This window comes from Terriglobales bacterium (assembly GCA_035764005.1).
Taxonomy (GTDB): domain Bacteria; phylum Acidobacteriota; class Terriglobia; order Terriglobales; family Acidobacteriaceae; genus Gp1-AA112.
The window spans coordinates 1-20,449 of the sequence record DASTZZ010000009.1; the positions used below are offsets into that span (position 1 = coordinate 1).

Genomic DNA, 20,449 nt, shown 5'->3' on the forward strand with positions numbered 1-20,449 from the left:
CGGCCGTCGAAATCGAGGAGTGTTGCGGCAAGAGGAGCCGCCGGACGAATCGTGAAGGCTTTCAGATAACGATACGTGTGAGTGCCTACTTCGAGCACGATCTGCTCTGGACGCAGGCCGTTCTTCTCTGCGTATGCTTCACAGATTTGATTGACATTGTTCAGCAACCGCAACTCTGCGAGCACGTTGCGTGACATGAGGATGTCGAAGGCGCGCATTCCGACGTCGAAGAAAGTTTTGATTTTGGGAACGATCTCTTTTTCGGCATCTACGGTGACCATGAACACGACATCGGCCCCAAGCCGAATCGCCGGCGTAATGGGCTGCTTGGCTACCAATCCTCCATCCGACCAAAGCCCGCCGTGCATCTTCACCGGCTCATAGGCGATTGGGAATGCCGAAGAGGCGATGACGGCATTCATCGCATCGTGCGCGTACTCAAAATGCGAGTGGAGAAACTCGATATCGACTCCGGGATCTTTTTCCAGTTCCTCAAGCTTTTTGTTGACGAAGTATCTTTCGCGACCGGTGTAGAGCTCGGCTGCCGTCATGACGACGCGCATCGCTGAGCGGCGAAGTCGTCGCGGATGAATCCGGCTCTTGAGGAAGCGAGTTCGCTCGTAATTCTGAAACAGACCTGGATCGAGAGGGGATTTCAGGATTCTCTGGCTTATGCGACTGGCGGCATTGCGCAGGATCGGCCATGCAAGGGCAATTGCCAGCAGAATGATTCCGAGCACCAGAATAGATCGCGGTGTAAACGCGAATGTCGGAGAAGCTTTGAACTGCACTCGTGTCGAGATCAGCAGCCAAATCAAGAAGAGCAGAAGAAACGCATTGGCCGCCAGCGATGGTGCGAGCTTCTTTCGCTCGGGGATCCAGGGGCTTCGTCGAAGCGCATGGATCACCACGTAATATGCGTATGAGAGTTCCGTATAGTTGAAAAGAATCGTCAATCCCGCGATGCCGAGAAAAAGCCATGTCAACAGCGGGCTGCTTTGATGGAAATAGATCCCAAAGCGATGCAATAAGTCCGCGAATGCATTGCCAAATCCGGCCGTGGCCGTGATGAGTCCAGCAAGGACGATGATGTAGCGTGACCAGTCGATCCCAACCGTGGTCGGTGTCAGATCGAGCCAGCCTTGCACCAGCGGCTCGGCGTTGCCGTAAAAGCCGCGCCCGTGTCCAGCATACGAAGCGGCGTTGATTGCGCCGATGGAGGTCGAAGTGAGGATGTGCGTGGGCAGTTGGGCATCTTGGAAGGCGAGCAGAACGCCGGCCTCGTAGGCGCCGCGCGCGCCGCCTCCAGACAACACTACTCCGATGCGTCCGGTGAACCGCTTCCACAGCCCTGCCGGGTTCTCAGGCAGGCTCGCGCGGAATTGCCGTCGCTCTTCTTCAAGCAGGTTTTTCAGCTCAAATCGACTCTCGATAGAGGAAGAATAGCGCGATTTCGCGAGGCAAGTGTCGGTTACTCCGGTACCTGCGCGGAAGTGTGACAAAGGGCGAATCGGCCGACCTCGTTCAGGCTTAACAATTTCGCGATTTCGTGATTGCGCGATTTCGTGATTGCTAAGTTCCAATCGCGAAATCACGAAATCACGCAATCGCGAAATCCACCCAAATGTGGGCGGGTCTACGTCATTTCCCTCAAGTCCATATAATCGTGCCCTGAATGAGAAGCGCTCTTATCCTCCTCCTCAGCGTAGTACTCACGACCTCACTCGACGGCCAACACGGCAGTGGCGGTCTCGCCGAGCGTGCGCAAAAGGCTGTTTCCCCGCTCGAGGGCGAGGTTAGAGTTCGTGGCTTGCAGCAGGGTGTTAAAGTCGAGCGCGACAACTGGGGAGTGGCGCACATCTATGCCGCCAACCAGCATGATCTTTTCTTCGCGCAGGGATTCGTCGCCGCCCAGGACCGTCTCTTCCAAATGGAAATGTGGAAGCGAGCCGGACAAGGAAGGCTTGCCGAGGTGCTGGGTAAATCCGCCGTTGAGCGTGATCGATATGCGCGGCTGCTGCGCTATCGCGGCGACATGGAAGCCGAATACAAGAGTTACGCGCCGGACGCGCTCAGCATTCTGACCGCTTTCACCAATGGCATTAACGCCTACATTCACTACATCAATTCTCCCGGCGGGCCGGGATTGCCGATCGAGTTCCAGTTGGCCGGGTTCAAGCCCGAGCCCTGGAAGCCGGAAGACTGCCTCTCGCGCATGGCTGCGTATTCCATGACGGGCAACGCGCGCTCTGAGCTGCTCGATGCCGAGCTGCTTGTAAAGCTCGGTTCGGACAAGGCACAACAGGTGATTGATCCGGACCCGCATATCACACTCGATCCCGAATCGGGAATCGACTATGCGGGGTTCAGTCCAGAGTTGCTCAACGGACTGGTCGGCGGAGACGTTCGCATTGAATTTCCCTCCCGCGATAACCCGGTAGGCAGCAATAACTGGACGATCTCCGGCAAACTCACAGCGACGGGCAAGCCGATTTTGGCAAACGATCCGCATCGCGTGATTGCCGTACCTTCGCTGCGCTACATCGTGCATCTGGTAGCGCCGGGGTGGAACGTGATCGGCGCCGGCGAACCTGCGTTGCCGGGGGTTGCGATCGGACACAACCAGCGCGTTGCCTGGGGGCTGACCATCTTTCCCGTCGATCAACAGGATCTCTACGTTGAAGAACTCAATCCGGCGAACCCGCGGGAGTACAAGCAGAACGGCAAGTGGCGGCAGATGCGAGAGGAGGCGACCACCATCAACGTAAAGGGTGCGCCCACGGAAACTGTCAAACTGCAGTTCACCGAGCATGGGCCAGTTCTTTGGGAGGACGCTACCCATCATCGCGCGCTCGCCCTTCACTGGGTGGGGAGCGAGGCGGGAACGGCAGGTTATCTGGCCTCTTTGTCGGTCGATCGTGCGCAGAACTGGAAAGAGTTCCTAGAGGCATTGGAGCGCTGGAGGCTGCCGCCGGAGAACATGGTCTATGCCGATCTGGACGGCAATATCGGAGAGCAGTCCGCCGGGCTTACTCCGATCCGAAGTTGGACCGGCCTGCTTCCCGTTTCAGGAAGCGACGGCAAACATGAGTGGAACGGATTTGTTCCACTCGATCAGCTCCCACGCACGTTCAATCCTGAACAAGGATGGTTTGCGACCGCCAACAATCGCACGATCGCGGATGATTACAAATACAAAGTCGGGTACGAGTGGGCGACCTATCGCGTCGAACGAATCCGCAAAGTACTCACCGGCTTTGCCGACAAGCAGCAGAAGATCAGAGTTCAAGACAGCGAGAATCTGCAAAATGACGTGTACTCAATTCCGGCCGACGAACTCATCCGCATGCTGCCGCGGCACAGCGACGGCGCAGAGGCGCGGTTCCTCGACATGCTGAAGGATTGGGACCGCGTTCTGCGTTCGCCTTCGGTTCCGGGCGCGCTGTACGAGGTCTGGGAGCGCCATCTCCGCACTGCTCTCGTCAACAGGTTGGCGGGCGAGTCTGGAGCGGAGGTCGCAAATCATTTCGGCCTGCAGCAGGCGATGGACTACCTGAGGTCTCTTCCGCTTGCGGACCAGCAGCAGCTTCTGCTCTCCACGCTGGCAGATGCGGGGCACGAGATGGAGGAAAAGCAAGGAGACGATCCGGCGCTGTGGTCCTGGGGCGGAATGCATACGATTACCTTTCGGCATTCCCTCGACCAACTGCCCGGAGCGCGGCAGTTGTTTGATCTCGGTCCGATTGCGCGTCCCGGCGACGGAAACACTGTCGATGCGACAGGAGAATCGGGCAGCGGATTCGCGCAGGTTTCCGGCGCCAGCTATCGCGAGATCTTCGATCTGAGCAACTGGGACAACTCTCTCGCCATCAACACACCTGGGCAGAGCGGACAGCCTGGAAGCTGGCATTATGCCGATCTTCTCCCATTTTGGGAAGCCGGCCAGTATTTTCCTCTGGTGTACTCGAAAACGGCGGTAGAGGAGAATGCGAGTAAGGTGATGATGCTTGAGCCTGTGGGCTCTTCTAGTCCTGCTCACAAGTAGCCTGGATATGCTGCCGAACGAGTCTCGATCGAATTCTGAGGTCGTCCGCTTCGCTGAGTTCGAAGCTGATTTGCGAACCGGGGAGCTGCGCCGTGATGGCCGTCTCTTAAAGGTGCAAGGCAAGCCGTTCCAGGTTCTCAGTGCTCTCCTGGTTCGGCCTGGAGATCTCGTGACGCGGGAAGAGCTGCGACAGAGTCTCTGGCCGGCAGATACCTTTGTTGATTTCGAGCATGGCCTGAATACCGCGATCAACAAAGTTCGCGAGGCGCTGCGAGATTCGGCCAGTAATCCTCGTTTTATCGAGACGCTGCCGCGACGTGGGTATCGTTTTATTGGAGCCGTCTACAGCAACTCCGTTGCGGGTGTCTCTCCGGCTTCTCATCAAACCGCCGCCGGCGATGTTGATCCGCCTTCGCATACCTCCGACGAACTGCCCAAAGCTCCGCGAACTGCTGCCCGCAGCTTACTGTTACTGATTGAGTTTGCGTATCTGGTTTCTTACATTGCGGCGCTGCACTATTTGCTGTGGGTGAGGATGCTGGCGAAGTTCAGTTTTGGTCCTGTGCAGGCACTGACAGTAACGTCCGGCATCATTCTCTGGTGTGCGATGGGAGTGCCGGTCCGTTTCTATTTACTCTTCGCACTTGCTTTCGATTACCACCTGCTCGGGGAGAAATTTCGTCGTCTGTTTCCATTCTTGCTCGTTATCGACGAGTTCTGGTCGGGGATGGCTCTGTTCCTGGTGCCGACCATCGGGCTGGGATTTGGATTTGCGCTGTTCGTTGCTGCGATCTACTCACCATTTGCGCAAAGGACACTGGTGCGCATGGGATATCACTAGCCTTTGTTGTCATTCCGAGCGTAGCGCCCGCTGTTTGGGCGCGGAGAGAGGAATCCCTACTGTTGTCCAATGTCAGATAGCAAGCCAATGATGGTTCTAGCAGAGGACGTAGAAGTTCGTAGGGATTCCTCGCTTCGCTCGGAATGACAGAATAGAGTGAAAGTCACAACGCCTCGACCACCACCTCTGACGGCGATTCCTTCCCGAATTCACCTTCCCATTTTGCAATCACGACGCTGGCGAGGCAGTTGCCGATCACGTTTACCGTTGTCCTCGCCATGTCCATGAGAGCATCGATTCCTAGAATGATATACACAGGCCACAGGGGTAGGTTGAAGCTACCGAGCGTCGCCAGCAGGATCACAAGGCTCGCACGCGGTACGCCGGCCACACCTTTGCTGGTGAGCATTAGCGTAAGCACGAGCAGAATCTGTTCGCCGATTTCAAGGGAACGTCCCGCAGCCTGGGCGACGAACACAGAGGCGAGTGTGAGATATAGCGTGCTGCCGTCGAGATTAAAACTGTAGCCGGTGGGAATCACGAACGCGACCATTTGTCGCGGAACTCCGAGGGCTTCCATCGATTCCATTGCGCGTGGCAGCGCGGCTTCAGATGTGCTCGTGGCGAAGGCAATCGCCGCCGGCTCGGCAACTGCGCGGATGAATCTCCGCACTGGAACGCGTGCGAGTAGAGCTACGGGAAATAGCACGCCACCAAGAAAAACAATCAGCGCAACGTAGAGTGTTCCAAGGAGCCTGGCTAAGTTCGAGAGGACATTCACGCCGAGCTGTCCAATGGTGTAAGCAATGGCGGCTCCGACCGCCGGGGCTGCCAGGTACATGACGATGTTGGTGAACTTGAACATTGTTTCCGAGAGGCTCTCGAAGAAAGTCAGCAAGGGGCGGCGCTTTGGTTCGGGAAGCATGCCGAGAGCGAGTGCAAAGATCACTGCGAAGACGACCACCTGCAGGACTTGTCCTTCGGCCACCGATTTCGCGATGTTCTCGGGAAAAATGTGGACAATCAAATCGCTCGCACTCTGCTTCTGAGGAACGGCAGGGCCCGCAACCTGATCGGCGGGAGCGTGGACCCCAACACCTGCCTTGCTGATGTTGATTGCAGCCAGTCCAATCACCAGCGCTAGCGTTGTGATCACTTCGAAGTAGATCAGGCACTTTATGCCCATGCGTCCCACTTGCTTCAGGTCAGAGTGCCCGGCGATTCCAACCACCAGCGTGCTGAAGATGAGAGGAGCAACGATGGCTTTGATCAGACGCAGGAATATCTGGGTGATCACTTCAAGGCTGACTGCTTGATGCGGAAAATCGTAGCCCACAATCCCGCCGATCACCATGGAAGCGAAAATCCAGGTCATCAACGAGCGACGTAAAGACGCATACACGAGAAGCACTACAAGCACTGCCCAGCGGCTAACGAAAAGAAGGGCACTGGGTAAAGTGTGCAGGCGCGAGATCAGCGCGAGGATGACTGCAACTGTGCCAAAAGCGGCGGCGGCAAAGGCCCAAATTTGTATGCCGGAAAGGCTTCGACGCTGCATCTGCATGGTCGAGACAAGGTAACACGGGGGTGGCTATGGAACAGTGAGGGCCACGAAAATGCTGACACGAAACTGCATGCAGGGAGGAAGTGCATTCAAACACTAACCGGGAGTGGGTCTAGTGGACGAAGTGGACGCAGTGGACGTCATGGACTGCTGGATACTGATGTAGTAATGCCGCGCAGCTTCGTGGCTTCGCTGCTCCGAAGCTCCTGTTGCCCCATGTACCTTCGTAATGCCGTTTTCGGTTCCCAGCGTCACTACCGACCGGCAACTCTGGCATAAGTAGCGTGTCAGTACCCGGTGAACCAGAGACACTCGGGTACCACCGAGAAGAGAGGACGATACAACCGACATCTATGAACAAGAAACTTGTTTCATTCGCACTCGCGGCGATGCTCACAGCGACATGCTTCGCCAGAACCGATAATGATGACAAAAAGCCAACCATCCGTCAGCGCAAAGAAAATCAGCAGGACCGGATTCATCAGGGCGTAAAGAGTGGTCAACTGACTCGTGGCGAAAGACGCCATATCGAAAAGAAAGAGCACGCGTTAAATCAGGAAGAGCGCGACATGCGCAAGATGGATAACGGCAAGCTGACCAAGAAGGATCGCAAGACACTCAATCAGCAGCAGAACCAGCTTTCCAAGCAGATCTACAAGGACAAGCACAACAAACGTAAACGTGGATAATTGACTGCCGACACACAAAAGCCTCCGCGTGAGCGGAGGCTTTTGTTTATTGCCAGCATCAATTCCTATATTGTCATCCTCCGGCAGCTGCGAAGCACATTGTCTTACGGGTTTCGAGATGGCCTGAGGGATTTGCTTTTCTCGATAGTTATGAACAGCAGATTCCTCGCGCCGCAACATCCCATTTATGAAGTGGACCGTCCTTTTCACCGGCGCGAGGAATGACAATGCTTTTGGGCATGGCTTTTGGGCATGGATGTACTCCAAGAGATACAGCTCAAATGGCTGCCAGAGCCTGATCCAGGTCGGCAATGATGTCATCAATGTCTTCGATGCCGACGGAGATGCGCACCATGCCGTCTGTGAGTCCGATCGCGGCGCGACCCTGCTCACCTAACGCTGCGTGGGTCATGGTGGCGGGATGAGAAATCAAGGTTTCCACTCCTCCGAGCGACTCTCCGAGAGAGCAGACACGTACTTTGCGCAGCATTTTCTGTGCATTGTCGAAGGAACCGGTTTCGAAGGTGATCATCGAGCCAAAGCCGGACATTTGTTTCTTGGCGAGCTCGTGCTGAGGATGATCCGAAAGTCCGGGATAGAAGACCTTCTTCACTTTCTTGTGCCGATTCAGGAAATCGGCTACTCGTCTTCCATTCCTGTCATGCTGTTCCATGCGGACGGCGAGAGTCTTAACGCCTCGCAGCACGAGCCAGCACTCGAATGGTGAAAGAATTCCTCCAGTGCACTTCTGCACGAATGCAAAGGTCTCTTTGTGCTTTGGCTTAGTGCAGACGAGCACTCCTCCGAGACCATCGCTGTGGCCATTTAGGAACTTCGTCGTCGAATGCATGACAATATCGGCGCCTAGCGCGATCGGCTTTTGGAAATACGGCGACATGAAGGTGTTGTCCACGGAAAGCTCCGCTCCATGAGCGTGTGCAACCTTCGCCACAGCCGCGATATCGGTTACTGTCATCAGCGGATTTGTGGGCGTCTCAATGTGTACGAGTTTCGTATTGGGACGGAGTGCCTGCCCGACGGCTTTGGCTTGCGAGGTATCGACGTATGTGAATTCCAGTCCGTAATTGACCAGCACTTGATTGAACAGTCGAGGCACACCGCCGTAAACGTTCGAGCCGCATACGATGTGATCCCCGGACTTCATCATCGTCAGCATGGCCGTGATCGCCGCCATGCCGCTGGCGAAGACGTGCGCCGAGGCTCCTCCTTCAAGGGCGGCCAAGTTCTCTTCAAGACGCGTGCGCGTTGGATTCGAGACGCGGGCATATTCGTATCCCTTGTTTTTGCCGATTTCCTCTTGAACGTAGGTGGAAGTAGCGAATATGGGAACGGTGACAGCGCCGGTTGATGGATCGGGCTCCTGTCCGACGTGGATGGCGCGAGTGGCAAAACCGGGATTTGCTTTCGTCATTACATCGAGGATAGCAGTTTGGAATCGGGTGGTTGTTGAAGTCAGAACCGCCCGCAGTAGCGGGTGGGTGAGGACAGGCATACACCCATCTGCTACCGCAGACGGTACTGACTCTGACCCGGTGACCCCGCTTAGCTAGCTTCCGCCCTCGAAGATGTTCTTGGAGAGATATCGCTCGGCGGCATCCGGTATGACGGTCACAACGCGTTTACCGCCACCCAGGCGCTTCGCGATCTGCATTGCCGCAAAGACGTTTGCTCCAGCACTGGAACCACCCAGCACGCCTTCTTGACGCGCCAACTCGCGGACAGTTCGAAAGGCGTCCTCGTCGGACACCATGATGATTTCGTCGCAGTACTCACGCTTGAACGTTTTCGGAACGAAGCTTACGCCGATGCCTTCGACCTTGTGCTGGCCCGGCCGACCGCCTTGTAACACTGAGCCTTGAGTTTCTACCGCAACGGTGAGGATTTTCGGGTTCTTCTGCTTCAGGAACCGCGCTACGCCGGAAAACGTTCCGCCGGTGCCGACACCGATCGCGACAGCATCGACGCGGCCCTGCATCTGCTCATAAATTTCCTGCGCTGTGGTTTCGTAATGGAACTCAGGATTGGCGGGATTTTCAAACTGCAGTGCTACGAAGGAATTGGGAATTCCGGTTGCGATCTCACGAGCTTTGGTGATCGCCCCTTGCATGCCTTCAGCGTCAGGAGTACGGATGACTTCGGCTCCCAGCGCTCCCATGACTTTGACTTTTTCTTCCGAGAACCGTTCTGGGACTACGACGATGACGCGATAGCCTTTATTGACTCCAATGAGCGATAGCCCAATGCCTGTGTTTCCCGCAGTGGCTTCGATAATGGTGCTGCCCTTGCGCAGTTTGCCTTCACGTTCAGCACGGCTGATCATGCCGATGGCCGCTCGATCTTTTACGCTGCCGCCCGGATTCAGATATTCAAGTTTGGCGTAGATTTCGGCGCTGCCGGTGGGGGCGATGCGCCGAAGATGCAGCATGGGAGTTTCGCCAACGAGCTCTGTAATGTCTTCGGCGACGCGCAGATGGAGGGCCTCAGTGGTGCTCATCCGGATTCCATCTTAGCGCATTGAGATCGGGTCATCGGGTGAAGTAAAACCTGACGCGGATGCCGGGACGCGCACTACGCTGAATCTGCACGTCATTCTGAGAAATTCACCAGCCAAGCGTTTGGAAGAAATCCGTTCCTATTTTTCAGCGCGATCCCCGTCCCATCCGCGAAATCCGCGTCAGGTTTTTGTCGTTGCCTTGGTTTTCACCTCACCCGATGGCCCGATCACCTGATGGCCCGATTATTTTGAGGCGCGCTGCTGCGGATTCGCATAGTAGCCAGCGCGTGTGCGGACCTGCAGGCGTCCATAGCCAGGAGCGTGGGCGTCCACTTTTACCTGGCGGAAGCCGCCTTGCTCCTGGGGACGGGTTGGGCGGTAGTAAATCGAGTACTGGCTGCGAATGTCGCGCGCGACAGCGCGGGCGATCTGATCGACTTCACCCAGGTCTTTCGGGAAGAAGGCCACGCCGCCCGTATTGACTGCCAAGGACTCCAATGCACGTTTCGCGCGCTTCTCGTGCTCTCCTCCGAGAATACCTATCGTGTAGATCATCGGACCGTTGTCGTCCTGCACCCTGCGAACAGCTTGCTCCAGCGTATCTGTGCTGGCGTTGTCTTCTCCGTCGGTGACAACGAGCAGGACTTTCTTTTCCCGGCGCCCTTTTTTCGCGAGGTAGTCGGCCGAGGCGACGACGGCGTCGTAGAGAGCGGTTCCACCTCGGGAATCGATCTGTTGCAAGCCTTCCTGCATCTTCGAGATATCACTCGTCAAATCGGTGTCGATGATGGCTTCGTCACTGAAGTTCACGACGAAGACCTCGTCGTTCGGATTGCTCGCCTTCACCAGATCAAGAGCGGCTGTATTCACTGCCTGTCGCTTATCGCGCATCGAGCCGGAATTATCAACCAGGATGCCGATCGAAACCGGCACATCCTCTTTGCTGAAATTCGTGATTACCTGCGGCTGCCCGTCTTCATAGACTGTAAAGTCATTCTTGTTCAGATTCGTGACCAGACGAGAATGCTGATCGACAACCGTGGCATGCAGCACGACTTCCTGCGACAACGCATGGAAGACGTAGCGATCACCGCTCTTGTTCGGCGTCTCGGCCGGAGCTTGGACCGTGGTTGTATTTCCGCCTACATTCGGCGGCGGAGTGGCAGGAACCGACGCGACGGACTCAGAATTCGTCTGGGGCAGAGTCTTGCCGGACTGGTCTTCGAGCGGAATGCCGGCAGCGTCGACGAGGATGTTATCCGTGCCCTCGCGATGGATTCCATTGGGCAACGCCCCATGGGCCTGAGTTTGCTGCGCTGGCTGTCCCTGCGCGGCCGATTGCTGGGCTGACGGTCGCGCAGGCTGGGCCTGCTGAGCAACCACGAAACTTGCGCAGAAAATGAATAGGAAGAAGGCCGCCAGGCTGGGCCACTCATTCCGTTGGAGCGTAATATCCAGTCTTTGCATGTACAGTGAGCGGAGGCAAGCCCTTAGGTGGCACCAGCTTGACTTTGATCTTCCGCCATTTGCCATCCCGAGCTGCATTGGTTGGACGATATCCGAGCACATATTGGTTGCGCAGCTCTACTCCAATCTTTGTAGCCACATCTGCCAGCTCATTCGGATCATCCACGCGGAACATTCGTCCGCCTGTGACATCCGAAATCTCATTTAGCAGATACGGCCCATAGCGTTCTTCGGAAGTGGCAGGACTATTATCGAACAATCCGATGGAATAAATCTCGACATCCGCTTCTTTTACCAGCGATTTGATCTCGGAATCGGTATACCGGCTGCGATTGTCGCCGCCGTCAGAGATGATAAGGAGCGCCTTCTTCTCATGGTGCGCCTGCTTCATCTTCTTGATTCCCATGTAGATGGCGTCGAGAAGAGCGGTGCGTCCCTTAGCATTTGCAAACACCAAACGGCTCTGAATGTCTTCAATTGAGTTCGTAAAATCGCAGATTAATTCCGGCTTATCGCTGAAACCGATCATGAAGAACTCGTCGTCCGGGTTGGCAGTCTTGAAGAACTCGATTACGGCCTGCTTGCTCTTATCGATCTTGTTCCCCATGCTGCCACTGAGATCGAAGATCACGCCGAGCGATAGAGGAGCGTCTTCACTGGAGAATGTGCGAATCTGCTGACCCTGGCTGCCTTCCTGGACGGCGAAATTTTCGCGTTCGAGGCCAGTTACCAGTCGATTCATCGGATCAGTCACTGTTACAGGAACCAGCACCAGAGTAGTGTCTACCCGGAGTGGCCGCGAGGCTGTTTTGAGTCCGACTGATGGCGTACTGACATCAGTCGAAGCTACGGCGCTGCCCGGAGCGGCCGCTGGGCCTGCCGCCGCTGGAGCTGGAGAAGGTGACCCCATACCACGTGGCGTTATGTGCACGTCGGTGATATCACCGGTTTGAGCCCAGGCGGTACAGTTCCAAATTAGGATTAACAGCGCGACCGCCGCAATCGAGCTGAAAATTTTTGACGAGGGTGTGAATGAGGCAAAACTCGGGCCATGCGCTGCGAATCGAGGGCCGGTAAGGGAAACAGAGACGGAAGGCCCGTTAATCCCGGGCATATGTAAACCCCTATTGTTTTGCCGATACTACCATAGGCTCAAAATCGAATTGTCTATGGTTTGTAAGCTGCTGCATATACTCAGATGTGACAGGGTAGAGGCTTGGTTATCCGGCAACAATGCGCCGATCCTTGCCACAGCGGCCAGGAAAGGGCTGCTAAAATTCACCCACTCCTTACAGACGGGCTCGCCCCGTTGAGGTCACCTGACCGCTCTCATGGCTGAGATATTTCCTTTACCCGCGCTCCGCTACAACCCCGAGAAGGTGAATTTGGCCGACGTTGTTACGCAACCCTACGACAAAATCACGCCGGAAATGCAGGAGCGCTACTACCGCGCTAGCGACTATAACCTGGTGCGGATCATTCTCGGGCGACCGGAAACTGAGGAAACGGCTGACCATAATCGTTACACGCAAGCGGCAAATTACCTGAGAACGTGGCAAAAAGACAGCGTTTTCCGGCAGGATCCACCGTCAATCTACGCGTATTCCCAGCATTTTGCCGTTCCCGGAACCCTGCAGAAGGTTGAAAGGCGGAGTTTTGTCGCTGCAGGGAAGCTGTACGATTACGCAGAAAAGGTCGTTTATCGCCACGAACAGACTTTATCTAAGCCTAAAAGTGACCGCCTGAACCTGCTGCGGGCCACGCACGCGCATTTCGGGCAGATTTTCATGCTGTACAGCGACCCCGCCCGGACCATCGATTCTCTTTTGTTCGGCGAGCAACACGAGTGGCAGGAAGTGACGGACGAATATGGCGTCCTCCACCGCATCCGCCGGGTAGACGATCCAGCTATTCTGAACATCGTCGCCACTGAAATGGCCGATCGCAAGTTGATCATTGCAGATGGTCATCATCGCTATGAGACCGCATTGAACTTCAAAAAGGAACTGGGTGCAAACGACTGTCGTTGCCTCAGGAACAATTCCGACAAAGCGATGATGACGTTCGTGAATATGGACTCTCCCGGGCTAGTGATCCTTCCGACGCATCGCGTCATCTTCGGATTACGCGGATTCAACATGGCATCGTTTGTCGAATCGGCGCGAAGGTTTTATGAAGTGAGCGACATCGGACTGGTTAGCGCGCAAGAAGCGGTAAGCAAATTAGCGGAAGCAGGGAAGGCGGAAATCGGTTTTGTTGCTACTACACGGACTGGAAGCTTTCTGTTGCGGGCGCAAACGCAGAGCTTTGAGAAAATTCCATCAGAGTTTTCCGCGCGACAACGGCGGCTCGACGTTGTTCACCTGCATTCTCTATTGCTGGAACAAGTTCTGGGCATTACTCGCCAGCAGATTACCGAACAACATCACGTTCGATATCTGCGGAGCGCTGAAGAGACATTGCACTCAGTTCAGGCCGATTCGGATGTGAATGTGGCATTCCTGATGAATCCAGTATCCATCGAGCAGGTGCGGGAAATTGCGTTTGCAGGCGAGGTTCTCCCGCAAAAATCTACCGACTTTTATCCGAAACTGTTGAGTGGGTTGACGATTTTTTCGTTGAAAGGGAATACGTAGGCTACCCGCAGGCGATGGCGGATCCCTGATTGTGACAAGAAGTAGTTTCTTGCGCGCTTTACGCTACACGAATCGGTCAGTCCTATAGTTGGTTTCATTTTGGTACGATTGCAATTATTTTTGGCGGCGTTGTTAATCTGCTCTTTGCAGCTGTCACCGGCTGCGAATAGTGCAGGATCGAGATCCTCAATCCAACTTCAGCCGCCGGCAGCTCCTCCTTCGGCTCCCGACCTGACAGGTCAAAGTGCCCTGCCACCGGATGCACCGCCCAAGGCTCCTGTACATCCGCCGGAGCAAACGCGCCGCCCTTCTCCGCCAGAGTTTTCCGTCATGATTGATCCCGCTCACGGGGGAAACGATGCCGGAGCGCGCATTGCGGCCAATCGGCTGGAGAAGGATTTGACCCTGGTCTTGGCGAAAAAGCTCCGTCAAGAGCTTCAGATGAGACACATCGCTGTAACACTTCTGCGCGACAACGATGCCGATCCAACCTTTGATCAACGTGCCGCAGCGGTGAATTTGGCCAGGCCCTCGGTTTTTATCACGCTACATGCCGAGCCTGGATCCATCATTCGGATTTATACGGCAGCCTCGAACCAGATTTCGGGCTCAGGTCGCGATCGCAGTGGTTTTCTCCCATGGCAAGAGGCGCAGGCTGCGTTTCAAAATGAAAGCCAAACTCTGGCAATAACAGCCGCGTCCGCCATTGAGAAGCGCGAACTGGGTGCGGTAATACAACCCTCATTTGTTGAACCGCTGCCCTCGATTGCAGCTCCCGCGATAGCGGTGGAGGTGCCTGCCGACAAGAAAGGTTTCAAGATCTCTCCTGATCTGGTCGCCGGCGCATTGGCTGACGCCATTGCGATTCGGAAAATCGGTGCGGGAGTCAGACCATGATTCCCCGCAACGTACAGATCACGCTCGTACTGCTGTTCCTGCTGGTGCTTGTATCTGGCGTTTACATTGTGCATTTGCGACGAGGTACGCAGGACAATTTTCGTGCTGCGGCCGAGGATCAGGCCGTAGCGCCGCCGGAGAGCGGCACACGACAATCTGTCAGACTGACTGTTGCCTACGACGACGACGGCGTTTTTCGCGCCCGGCAAATCAACGGCGTCCTTCCCGCCGAGCCGGAGGCGCGCGCTAGAGCAATTCTGCAGCTCCTGATTGGACAATATGTAAGCCGTCCATCGCCTCATCCTCTTGCTCCGGCTTCGGCAGTTAAGACGGTGTTTCTCGTCAATGACAAACTCGCGGTCCTGAATCTGAACGAGCAATTTGTGGACGACCATCGCTCAGGAGTGATGGTGGAGGACTTCACGCTATTGTCGCTGATCGATACCCTGGCATCCAATTTTCCCCATTTGGAACAGGTAAAGTTTCTGGTCGACGGCAAAGAGCGCGAGACGCTCGCCGGCCATGCTGACCTGAAAACGATCTATAACACAGCTGCGGTGCACAGGCTGGTCGAGCAACTGCAATGAAGATCGGTGTATTCGATTCTGGGTTCGGTGGGCTTACCGTTCTTAGAGAACTGCTCACGGCCATACCGCAGGCCGACTATCTCTATTTGGGCGACACGGCACGACTACCGTATGGTTCAAAGTCAGCAGCAACGGTGGCGCGTTATGCGGTTTCGAGCGTCGAATTTCTCGTGCAGCAGGGAGCCGAGTACGTTGTGATCGCCTGCAATACGGCGAGCGCCCTCGCAATGGACAGCATTCGAGCGGCAATGAAAACTGAGGTCCTCGGAGTGATTGCTCCCGGAGCGAGGGCTGCTTCTGCAATCACACGAAAAAAGAACGTCTACGTAATCGGGACTGCAGCCACAGTTTCAAGCCATGCGTATCAGCGAGAACTGCAGAAATTGGGAATTTCTGCGATTGAGAAGGCCTGCCCGCTCTTCGTTCCGCTGGTTGAAGAAGGATGGATTGATCATCCGGTAACGGAGCAGGTCGCGCACATTTATCTACGGGAACTGGAGGCTGAAGAGCGCGGCCGAAACAGTTCAGCCGATGTACTGGTGCTCGGCTGCACGCATTATCCGCTGTTAAAGCCGCTTCTTCATCGCCTCCTTCCGGAACGATTGCAACTGGTCGACTCGGCGCAAGCTACCGCGCACGATGCGGCTGCGGCTTTGGGGATTAGAGTAGGCTCGTCGGGCAGTCCTGTTGTGCAATTTTTCGCCACCGATTCCGTCGAGAAATTCCAGACTCTCGGCACTCGATTCCTGCAACGGGAAATCGAACGCGTGACATTGATCTCCCTGCCTGAGTGACATCATCTGGAGCATCTCGGAGCGACGCTTCTTACGCATCGAACGTGGCGCAAAGGCCTTATGAGTTTGATTTGCTAAACTCGACGGTTTGCCTGTCAGGAAGAGGATTCCCATATGGAGATTCGCAGAGTAGGCATAATTGGCGCTGGAACGATGGGCAACGGCATTGCTCATGTGTTCGCTCGCAACGGATACGACGTCGTTCTTTGTGAAGTTGCGCAGCAATTTCTCGATCGAGGAATCGCGACCATCGGCAAGAACCTCCAACGGGAAGTTGAGAAAAACAAGATTACTTCGCAAGAAAGCAATGCCGCCCTGTCCAGAATTCGCGGAGTGCTCAGCCGAAGGGCGCTTGCCGAATGTGACTTTGTCATTGAAGCGGCGACAGAGAAGTTCGAAATCAAGTCCGAAATCTTTCATGACGTCGATCAAATCTGCCGTCCCGAAGTGATCCTGTCGAGCAACACCTCGTCGATATCTATTACGAAAATCGCCGCTCTCACCCGCCGTCCAGACAAAGTGATCGGCATGCACTTTTTCAACCCAGTGCCCGTAATGAAACTGGTCGAGGTAATTCGCGGCTTGGCGACTTCCGGCGAGACATTCGAAACCGTAAAAACCCTTGCGGAGAAGGTTGGGAAGAGTCCGGTCGAGGTAAACGATGCGCCTGGATTTGTATCGAACCGCGTGCTGATGCCTCTGCTAAACGAAGCCATGTACTCGGTGATGGAGGGAGTTGCCACTCCCGCCGCGGTGGATGAAGTGTTCAAACTGGGAATGGCGCATCCAATGGGTCCGCTCACGCTGGCGGATTTCATTGGCCTTGATGTTTGCCTGGACATCATGCGCGTACTCCACGAAGGCCTTGGCGATCCCAAGTATCGCCCCTGCCCGCTGCTGATAAAGATGGTCGATGCTGGGTGGCTCGGACGAAAGTCAGGTCGCGGCTTCTATCAGTACTGAAGGTGGATTTACCCGGTTGATTCCTTTGGTGTGCGGGATTGCAGATAGAGATAAGCTGCCCAGTTCGGCCATCTAGTGAACTTGCCGGGACCGCGAAAACAAGCGGCTATGCTTGAGAATCAAACTCAACTTATGACCGGCTTCCGTCTGTCACGCAGCAGTCGCTACGTCATCTGTATCGCCGTTCTTAGCGCCGCTACCATTGTTCGCTGGCTGCTCAATCCCGTTTTGAAAACCGAGCTTCCCTACATCGTTCTGTATTTCGCGATCATGCTGATAGCGTGGATTGGCGGATTGGGACCGGCGGTGCTCGGTGTTGTGCTCGGCATCGTTTCCGCGAATTATCTATTTATTGCCCCGCAGCATGCATGGTTCAGGTCCATAGGCTTGCATGATCTGGTGACAACCCTATTGTTTGCCTTTATAGGAATAGCGACGGGAGGCATGAGCGAGGTTTATGGCCGTGCTCTAACCGAATCCAGGGAAGCATACAAACTCTCGCAAGATCGGCAGTTCGAGCTGGAATACATCTACTCCAGCGCTCCCGTCGGCCTCGCGTTCGTGGATGAGAACCTGCGTTACCTGCGTGTAAACGACGACTTTGCCGCATTGAATGGCGCACCGGCGCGTGACCATTTTGGGAAATCTCTGTCAGACATCCTGCCTGCCACTGCAGTCGAGTTGCTGACGCCACTCGTTCGAAAGGTGCTCACCACTCATACGCCTCTTGTTGACTATGAGATACAAGCTGAAGCGCCTCCCGGCAGCGGCGAACTGCGCTACATGAAGCTGAGCTTCTATCCGGTGCAGATAGGCGAGCTGCGTGGAGTCCATGCTGTCATCGAAGATGTCACCGCGGCGAGGAGGACAGAGCTAGAGCTCAAGTCGCTGGAGCAGCAGTTGCAACACGCCGTGAAGATGGAAGCCATCGGACGACTCGCCGGAGGGGTCGCTCACGATTTCAACAATCTGCTGATGGTCATAAGCAGTTATACGGAGTTGCTTCTACAGCAACTCGAACACGACCCTGCGATGGCGAGAAAGCTGCACGCGATCGCGGGAGCCACGCAGCGCGCAGCGCGGCTCACTCGCCAGTTACTGGCATTCAGCCGGAAGCAGACGCTGCAGGCGCAAGTTCTTGAATTCGATTCGCTGGTTGCAAACTCAGAACCGCTTTTGCGGCGAGTCTTGCATGAAGACATCGATCTCATTCTGGAACTCGATTGTGCTAAGGCCAAGGTGAAGATCGATCCGGCGCAATTCGAACACGTGTTGATGAACCTGACGCTGAACTCACGCGATGCAATGGCGAGCAAAGGGCGGCTCGTGCTCCAAACTGCCTGCCGCCGCTTCTACGAGGAGTCGGTGCGCTCACTGTTTACCCTTCCTGCCGGCGCGTATGTAAAAATGTCAATTACCGATTCGGGACGGGGCATGTCGCCCGAAGTGCAGGCGCGAATCTTCGATCCGTTTTTCACAACCAAAGAACCAGGTCAGGGTACGGGACTTGGTCTAGCCATGGTCTACGGCATCGTGAAGCAGAGCGGCGGCTACATCGAAGTCAACAGCGAAGTCGGAGGGGGGACTACATTTCACATCTGGCTGCCAATTGTGGAAGAGAGGGTAGAGGAATTAGGTCGGGAGCCGTCCTCGGGCCAGTCAGTCGGAGCAACAATCCTCCTGGTTGAGGACGAGACAATCCTGCGCCAGGCGATCAGCGAATCACTTTCCGCTTTGGGGTATTGCGTTCTCGAAGCTCCTGATGGCGCTCGCGCCATCGAGATCATGGACAAGGAAGGCAGTACGGTTGACCTGGTCCTCTCCGACGCGGTGATGCCGCGCATCGGAGGAGCCGAACTGATTCAACACCTCCGAGCCAGACGGCCAGGAATGAGGGCAATTCTGATGTCAGGCTACACGCACGCGCATTCCGTGGGCGCAGGTTCAGCTGGCGAACCTGATCCTGATATTGTCGTTTTACAGAAGCCGTTCGCGCATGCTGAGCTCGCCAAGATCATTCGCAAATTACTTTCGAATTCATTGCAGGCGTGATGAAAGTTTCACGCCGTGCGCTTGCGTCAAAGAAGGTATGGTATCCTCCCAAAATGCCAAGGCGTTTTAAAGCATTGGCGGCTTTGCTCCTGGCCCTCGTTGTCTGTCTGGTCCTGGTAATGCCGCAGGTGGACCTTGACAGTGGTGTCCTGAAGGACGTCCAGTATCAGACTTTCCTTTTCATGATGGCCTTCGCCGAAGCTTTCATATGGCTGCTGCCACCCGAATTTTTCAATCGTTTCCAGGAGCAGGCTTTTAAGCACGACGTTTCTCTCTGTTCTGGCGCGTGGAGCAGTTCTATCCTGCGCTGTTGATTCTGACTTGGATGGTTCATTCCGAAAAATCCAATTCAGGAGAACAGAGACTTTGGTTCCTCCCGCAACACAGACTGAAGATCAGCAGGCACTATTCCGCGCGGGCGACTCGGTACAGATCAGGGGTATTTACCGCGTAGTGCACTATGCCCATCGCCTGCCGCACGAGACCGCGATTCTTGTATTGAAGAGATTCCCAAAATGCAACCAGTGCGGCGACGCTGTTCGCTATCAACTTGTCCGCAGCGTTGGAGAGTTGCTGAAGGACTATAACTTTCGTCCGGATCACGACACGCAAAATGTGTCTGAGTGAGGCTTCCAGCATCTGCGAACCAGCCTGATAAGAACAGTTTGGAGGTTCTTCTCAGCTACTCCGAGCTAAGGCTAACACCATGGCCTTTCGAAGCCACCTCTACAGGCTTTTGCGCTTGTTGGCGTTTGCGCGTTCTGTGCTGGCCAGGCAGCCTGATCCGACTCACTGCATGCCTCCATTTGTAAACGTCGAACCGGTGCCGTTGGCAGTACTTGCCTCCCACACGAAAGGAGAGTCGCTGGGCTGGAATCTATAACGCAGGAAGCGTGCGTGGCCGCGCCGCCGCCAATATCTGGATGTGTAGGAGGAGATCCTCACACCGCGCTGCAACGCGCTGACAAACGTGGTGTGTTCCGGATCGACTACGATTCCGACATGCCCGGGCCACACGATCAAATCCCCCGGCTGCGGGCGATAAACTCGCTTGAATGCTGCTGTTCCACGATAAAGAACCCGTGAGGGCTCGTACTTGTAGTAAAGACCAGCCTGCTGAAAAACTGAATTCACGAAGTGTGAACAATCGAGGGCGGTCTTGTGAATCTGCGTGCCCAGTGCAATGACGACATCGGCAGCGTGGACGCGAGCCGCATCTCCCAAAATGGAATTCGAATCGGCACTGCAAAAGTGACTGGAAGTGCCGAGCGCAAAAAAGAAGAATAGTGCCAGTAGGCCGTTGGGGAGCTTTGGCATGAGTTCCTGCACTGTGCGTTGTTGCAGAAATTCGATGCGTGATTTTCAGAAGGTGTGGGCAGCAATCGAGAGTTGCCGGTCG

At 55.4% G+C, this 20,449-nt stretch carries 18 protein-coding genes; 11 read left to right on the forward strand and 7 right to left on the reverse strand.

The window, feature by feature from the left end; genetic code table 11:
* The coding region (locus VFU50_01400; protein HEU5231485.1) for a patatin-like phospholipase family protein at positions 1-1,502 on the reverse strand (1,502 nt) is incomplete at its 3' end.
* Positions 1,503-1,675: 173 nt separating this feature from the next.
* On the opposite strand from VFU50_01400, the gene VFU50_01405 reads away from it, so the two are divergent.
* Entirely contained in the window at positions 1,676-4,045 is a 2,370-nt protein-coding gene (locus VFU50_01405) for a penicillin acylase family protein (GenBank protein ID HEU5231486.1), read from the forward strand.
* 7 nt (positions 4,046-4,052) lie between these two features.
* Positions 4,053-4,886 carry a winged helix-turn-helix domain-containing protein gene (locus VFU50_01410; protein HEU5231487.1) on the forward strand — a complete coding sequence of 278 codons (834 nt, stop codon included), beginning with the start codon at positions 4,053-4,055 and terminating at the stop codon, positions 4,884-4,886.
* A 163-nt stretch (positions 4,887-5,049) separates the two neighbouring features.
* On the opposite strand, the gene VFU50_01415 is transcribed toward VFU50_01410, so the two are convergent.
* Entirely contained in the window at positions 5,050-6,444 is a 1,395-nt protein-coding gene (locus VFU50_01415) for a cation:dicarboxylase symporter family transporter (GenBank protein HEU5231488.1), read from the reverse strand.
* Positions 6,445-6,803: 359 nt separating this feature from the next.
* Here VFU50_01415 and VFU50_01420 point away from each other — a divergent pair, with 359 nt between their 5' ends.
* Positions 6,804-7,139, forward strand: coding sequence for a hypothetical protein (locus VFU50_01420; GenBank protein HEU5231489.1), 336 nt, complete (start codon positions 6,804-6,806; stop codon positions 7,137-7,139).
* A gap of 277 nt (positions 7,140-7,416) precedes the next feature.
* On the opposite strand, the gene VFU50_01425 is transcribed toward VFU50_01420, so the two are convergent.
* From VFU50_01425 to VFU50_01440, 4 genes are all read right to left on the reverse strand, one after another.
* On the reverse strand, positions 7,417-8,652 hold the full coding sequence (locus VFU50_01425) for a PLP-dependent aspartate aminotransferase family protein (GenBank protein HEU5231490.1): 1,236 nt from the start codon (positions 8,650-8,652) through the stop codon (positions 7,417-7,419).
* 54 nt (positions 8,653-8,706) lie between these two features.
* The gene (gene cysK / locus VFU50_01430; GenBank protein HEU5231491.1) at positions 8,707-9,654 is read right to left on the reverse strand and encodes a cysteine synthase A; all 948 of its coding nucleotides are present in this window, start codon (positions 9,652-9,654) and stop codon (positions 8,707-8,709) included.
* Positions 9,655-9,897: 243 nt separating this feature from the next.
* Positions 9,898-11,121, reverse strand: coding sequence for a VWA domain-containing protein (locus VFU50_01435; GenBank protein HEU5231492.1), 1,224 nt, complete (start codon positions 11,119-11,121; stop codon positions 9,898-9,900).
* A complete protein-coding gene (locus VFU50_01440) occupies positions 11,087-11,863 on the reverse strand; it encodes a VWA domain-containing protein (protein ID HEU5231493.1) in 777 nt (258 codons plus the stop codon). Before VFU50_01440 ends, VFU50_01435 begins: the two co-directional genes overlap by 35 nt.
* 589 nt (positions 11,864-12,452) lie before the next feature.
* On the opposite strand from VFU50_01440, the gene VFU50_01445 reads away from it, so the two are divergent.
* The 8 genes from VFU50_01445 (at position 12,453) to VFU50_01480 (ending at position 19,677) form a co-directional block, all read left to right on the forward strand.
* Positions 12,453-13,757 carry a DUF1015 domain-containing protein gene (locus VFU50_01445; protein ID HEU5231494.1) on the forward strand — a complete coding sequence of 435 codons (1,305 nt, stop codon included), beginning with the start codon at positions 12,453-12,455 and terminating at the stop codon, positions 13,755-13,757.
* Between the two features lie 330 nt (positions 13,758-14,087).
* Positions 14,088-14,654 (forward strand): N-acetylmuramoyl-L-alanine amidase, encoded by a 567-nt coding sequence (locus tag VFU50_01450; protein ID HEU5231495.1) that lies wholly within the window; start codon positions 14,088-14,090, stop codon positions 14,652-14,654.
* Positions 14,651-15,241 carry a GerMN domain-containing protein gene (locus VFU50_01455; GenBank protein ID HEU5231496.1) on the forward strand — a complete coding sequence of 197 codons (591 nt, stop codon included), beginning with the start codon at positions 14,651-14,653 and terminating at the stop codon, positions 15,239-15,241. Before VFU50_01450 ends, VFU50_01455 begins: the two co-directional genes overlap by 4 nt.
* Entirely contained in the window at positions 15,238-16,035 is a 798-nt protein-coding gene (gene murI / locus VFU50_01460; GenBank protein ID HEU5231497.1) for a glutamate racemase, read from the forward strand. The genes VFU50_01455 and murI overlap by 4 nt, the downstream gene beginning before the upstream one ends.
* Positions 16,036-16,149: 114 nt before the next feature.
* The gene (locus VFU50_01465; GenBank protein HEU5231498.1) at positions 16,150-16,998 is read left to right on the forward strand and encodes a 3-hydroxybutyryl-CoA dehydrogenase; all 849 of its coding nucleotides are present in this window, start codon (positions 16,150-16,152) and stop codon (positions 16,996-16,998) included.
* A gap of 108 nt (positions 16,999-17,106) precedes the next feature.
* Entirely contained in the window at positions 17,107-19,050 is a 1,944-nt protein-coding gene (locus tag VFU50_01470) for an ATP-binding protein (GenBank protein ID HEU5231499.1), read from the forward strand.
* Positions 19,050-19,364 carry a hypothetical protein gene (locus VFU50_01475; GenBank protein HEU5231500.1) on the forward strand — a complete coding sequence of 105 codons (315 nt, stop codon included), beginning with the start codon at positions 19,050-19,052 and terminating at the stop codon, positions 19,362-19,364. The genes VFU50_01470 and VFU50_01475 overlap by 1 nt, the downstream gene beginning before the upstream one ends.
* A 52-nt stretch (positions 19,365-19,416) precedes the next feature.
* Positions 19,417-19,677: a hypothetical protein gene (locus VFU50_01480; GenBank protein HEU5231501.1), complete on the forward strand. Its 261-nt coding sequence runs from the start codon at positions 19,417-19,419 to the stop codon at positions 19,675-19,677.
* A 162-nt stretch (positions 19,678-19,839) separates the two neighbouring features.
* On the opposite strand, the gene VFU50_01485 is transcribed toward VFU50_01480, so the two are convergent.
* On the reverse strand, positions 19,840-20,367 hold the full coding sequence (locus VFU50_01485) for an NlpC/P60 family protein (GenBank protein HEU5231502.1): 528 nt from the start codon (positions 20,365-20,367) through the stop codon (positions 19,840-19,842).
* Positions 20,368-20,449 lie beyond the last annotated feature (82 nt).

Excerpts from the sequence above, each read along its gene's own strand:
- VFU50_01440 (HEU5231493.1), bottom strand. The coding sequence starts at position 11,863 with ATGAATCGACTGGTAACTGGCCTCGAACGCGAAAATTTCGCCGTCCAG.
- VFU50_01455 (HEU5231496.1), top strand. The coding sequence starts at position 14,651 with ATGATTCCCCGCAACGTACAGATCACGCTCGTACTGCTGTTCCTGCTG.
- VFU50_01425 (HEU5231490.1), bottom strand. The coding sequence starts at position 8,652 with ATGCCTGTCCTCACCCACCCGCTACTGCGGGCGGTTCTGACTTCAACA.
- VFU50_01415 (HEU5231488.1), bottom strand. The coding sequence starts at position 6,444 with ATGCAGCGTCGAAGCCTTTCCGGCATACAAATTTGGGCCTTTGCCGCC.
- VFU50_01485 (HEU5231502.1), bottom strand. The coding sequence starts at position 20,367 with ATGCCAAAGCTCCCCAACGGCCTACTGGCACTATTCTTCTTTTTTGCG.
- VFU50_01465 (HEU5231498.1), top strand. The coding sequence starts at position 16,150 with ATGGAGATTCGCAGAGTAGGCATAATTGGCGCTGGAACGATGGGCAAC.
- VFU50_01410 (HEU5231487.1), top strand. The coding sequence starts at position 4,053 with ATGCTGCCGAACGAGTCTCGATCGAATTCTGAGGTCGTCCGCTTCGCT.
- VFU50_01420 (HEU5231489.1), top strand. The coding sequence starts at position 6,804 with ATGAACAAGAAACTTGTTTCATTCGCACTCGCGGCGATGCTCACAGCG.
- VFU50_01405 (HEU5231486.1), top strand. The coding sequence starts at position 1,676 with ATGAGAAGCGCTCTTATCCTCCTCCTCAGCGTAGTACTCACGACCTCA.
- VFU50_01470 (HEU5231499.1), top strand. The coding sequence starts at position 17,107 with ATGCTTGAGAATCAAACTCAACTTATGACCGGCTTCCGTCTGTCACGC.
- VFU50_01435 (HEU5231492.1), bottom strand. The coding sequence starts at position 11,121 with ATGCAAAGACTGGATATTACGCTCCAACGGAATGAGTGGCCCAGCCTG.
- murI (HEU5231497.1), top strand. The coding sequence starts at position 15,238 with ATGAAGATCGGTGTATTCGATTCTGGGTTCGGTGGGCTTACCGTTCTT.
- VFU50_01475 (HEU5231500.1), top strand. The coding sequence starts at position 19,050 with ATGAAAGTTTCACGCCGTGCGCTTGCGTCAAAGAAGGTATGGTATCCT.
- cysK (HEU5231491.1), bottom strand. The coding sequence starts at position 9,654 with ATGAGCACCACTGAGGCCCTCCATCTGCGCGTCGCCGAAGACATTACA.
- VFU50_01445 (HEU5231494.1), top strand. The coding sequence starts at position 12,453 with ATGGCTGAGATATTTCCTTTACCCGCGCTCCGCTACAACCCCGAGAAG.
- VFU50_01450 (HEU5231495.1), top strand. The coding sequence starts at position 14,088 with ATGATTGATCCCGCTCACGGGGGAAACGATGCCGGAGCGCGCATTGCG.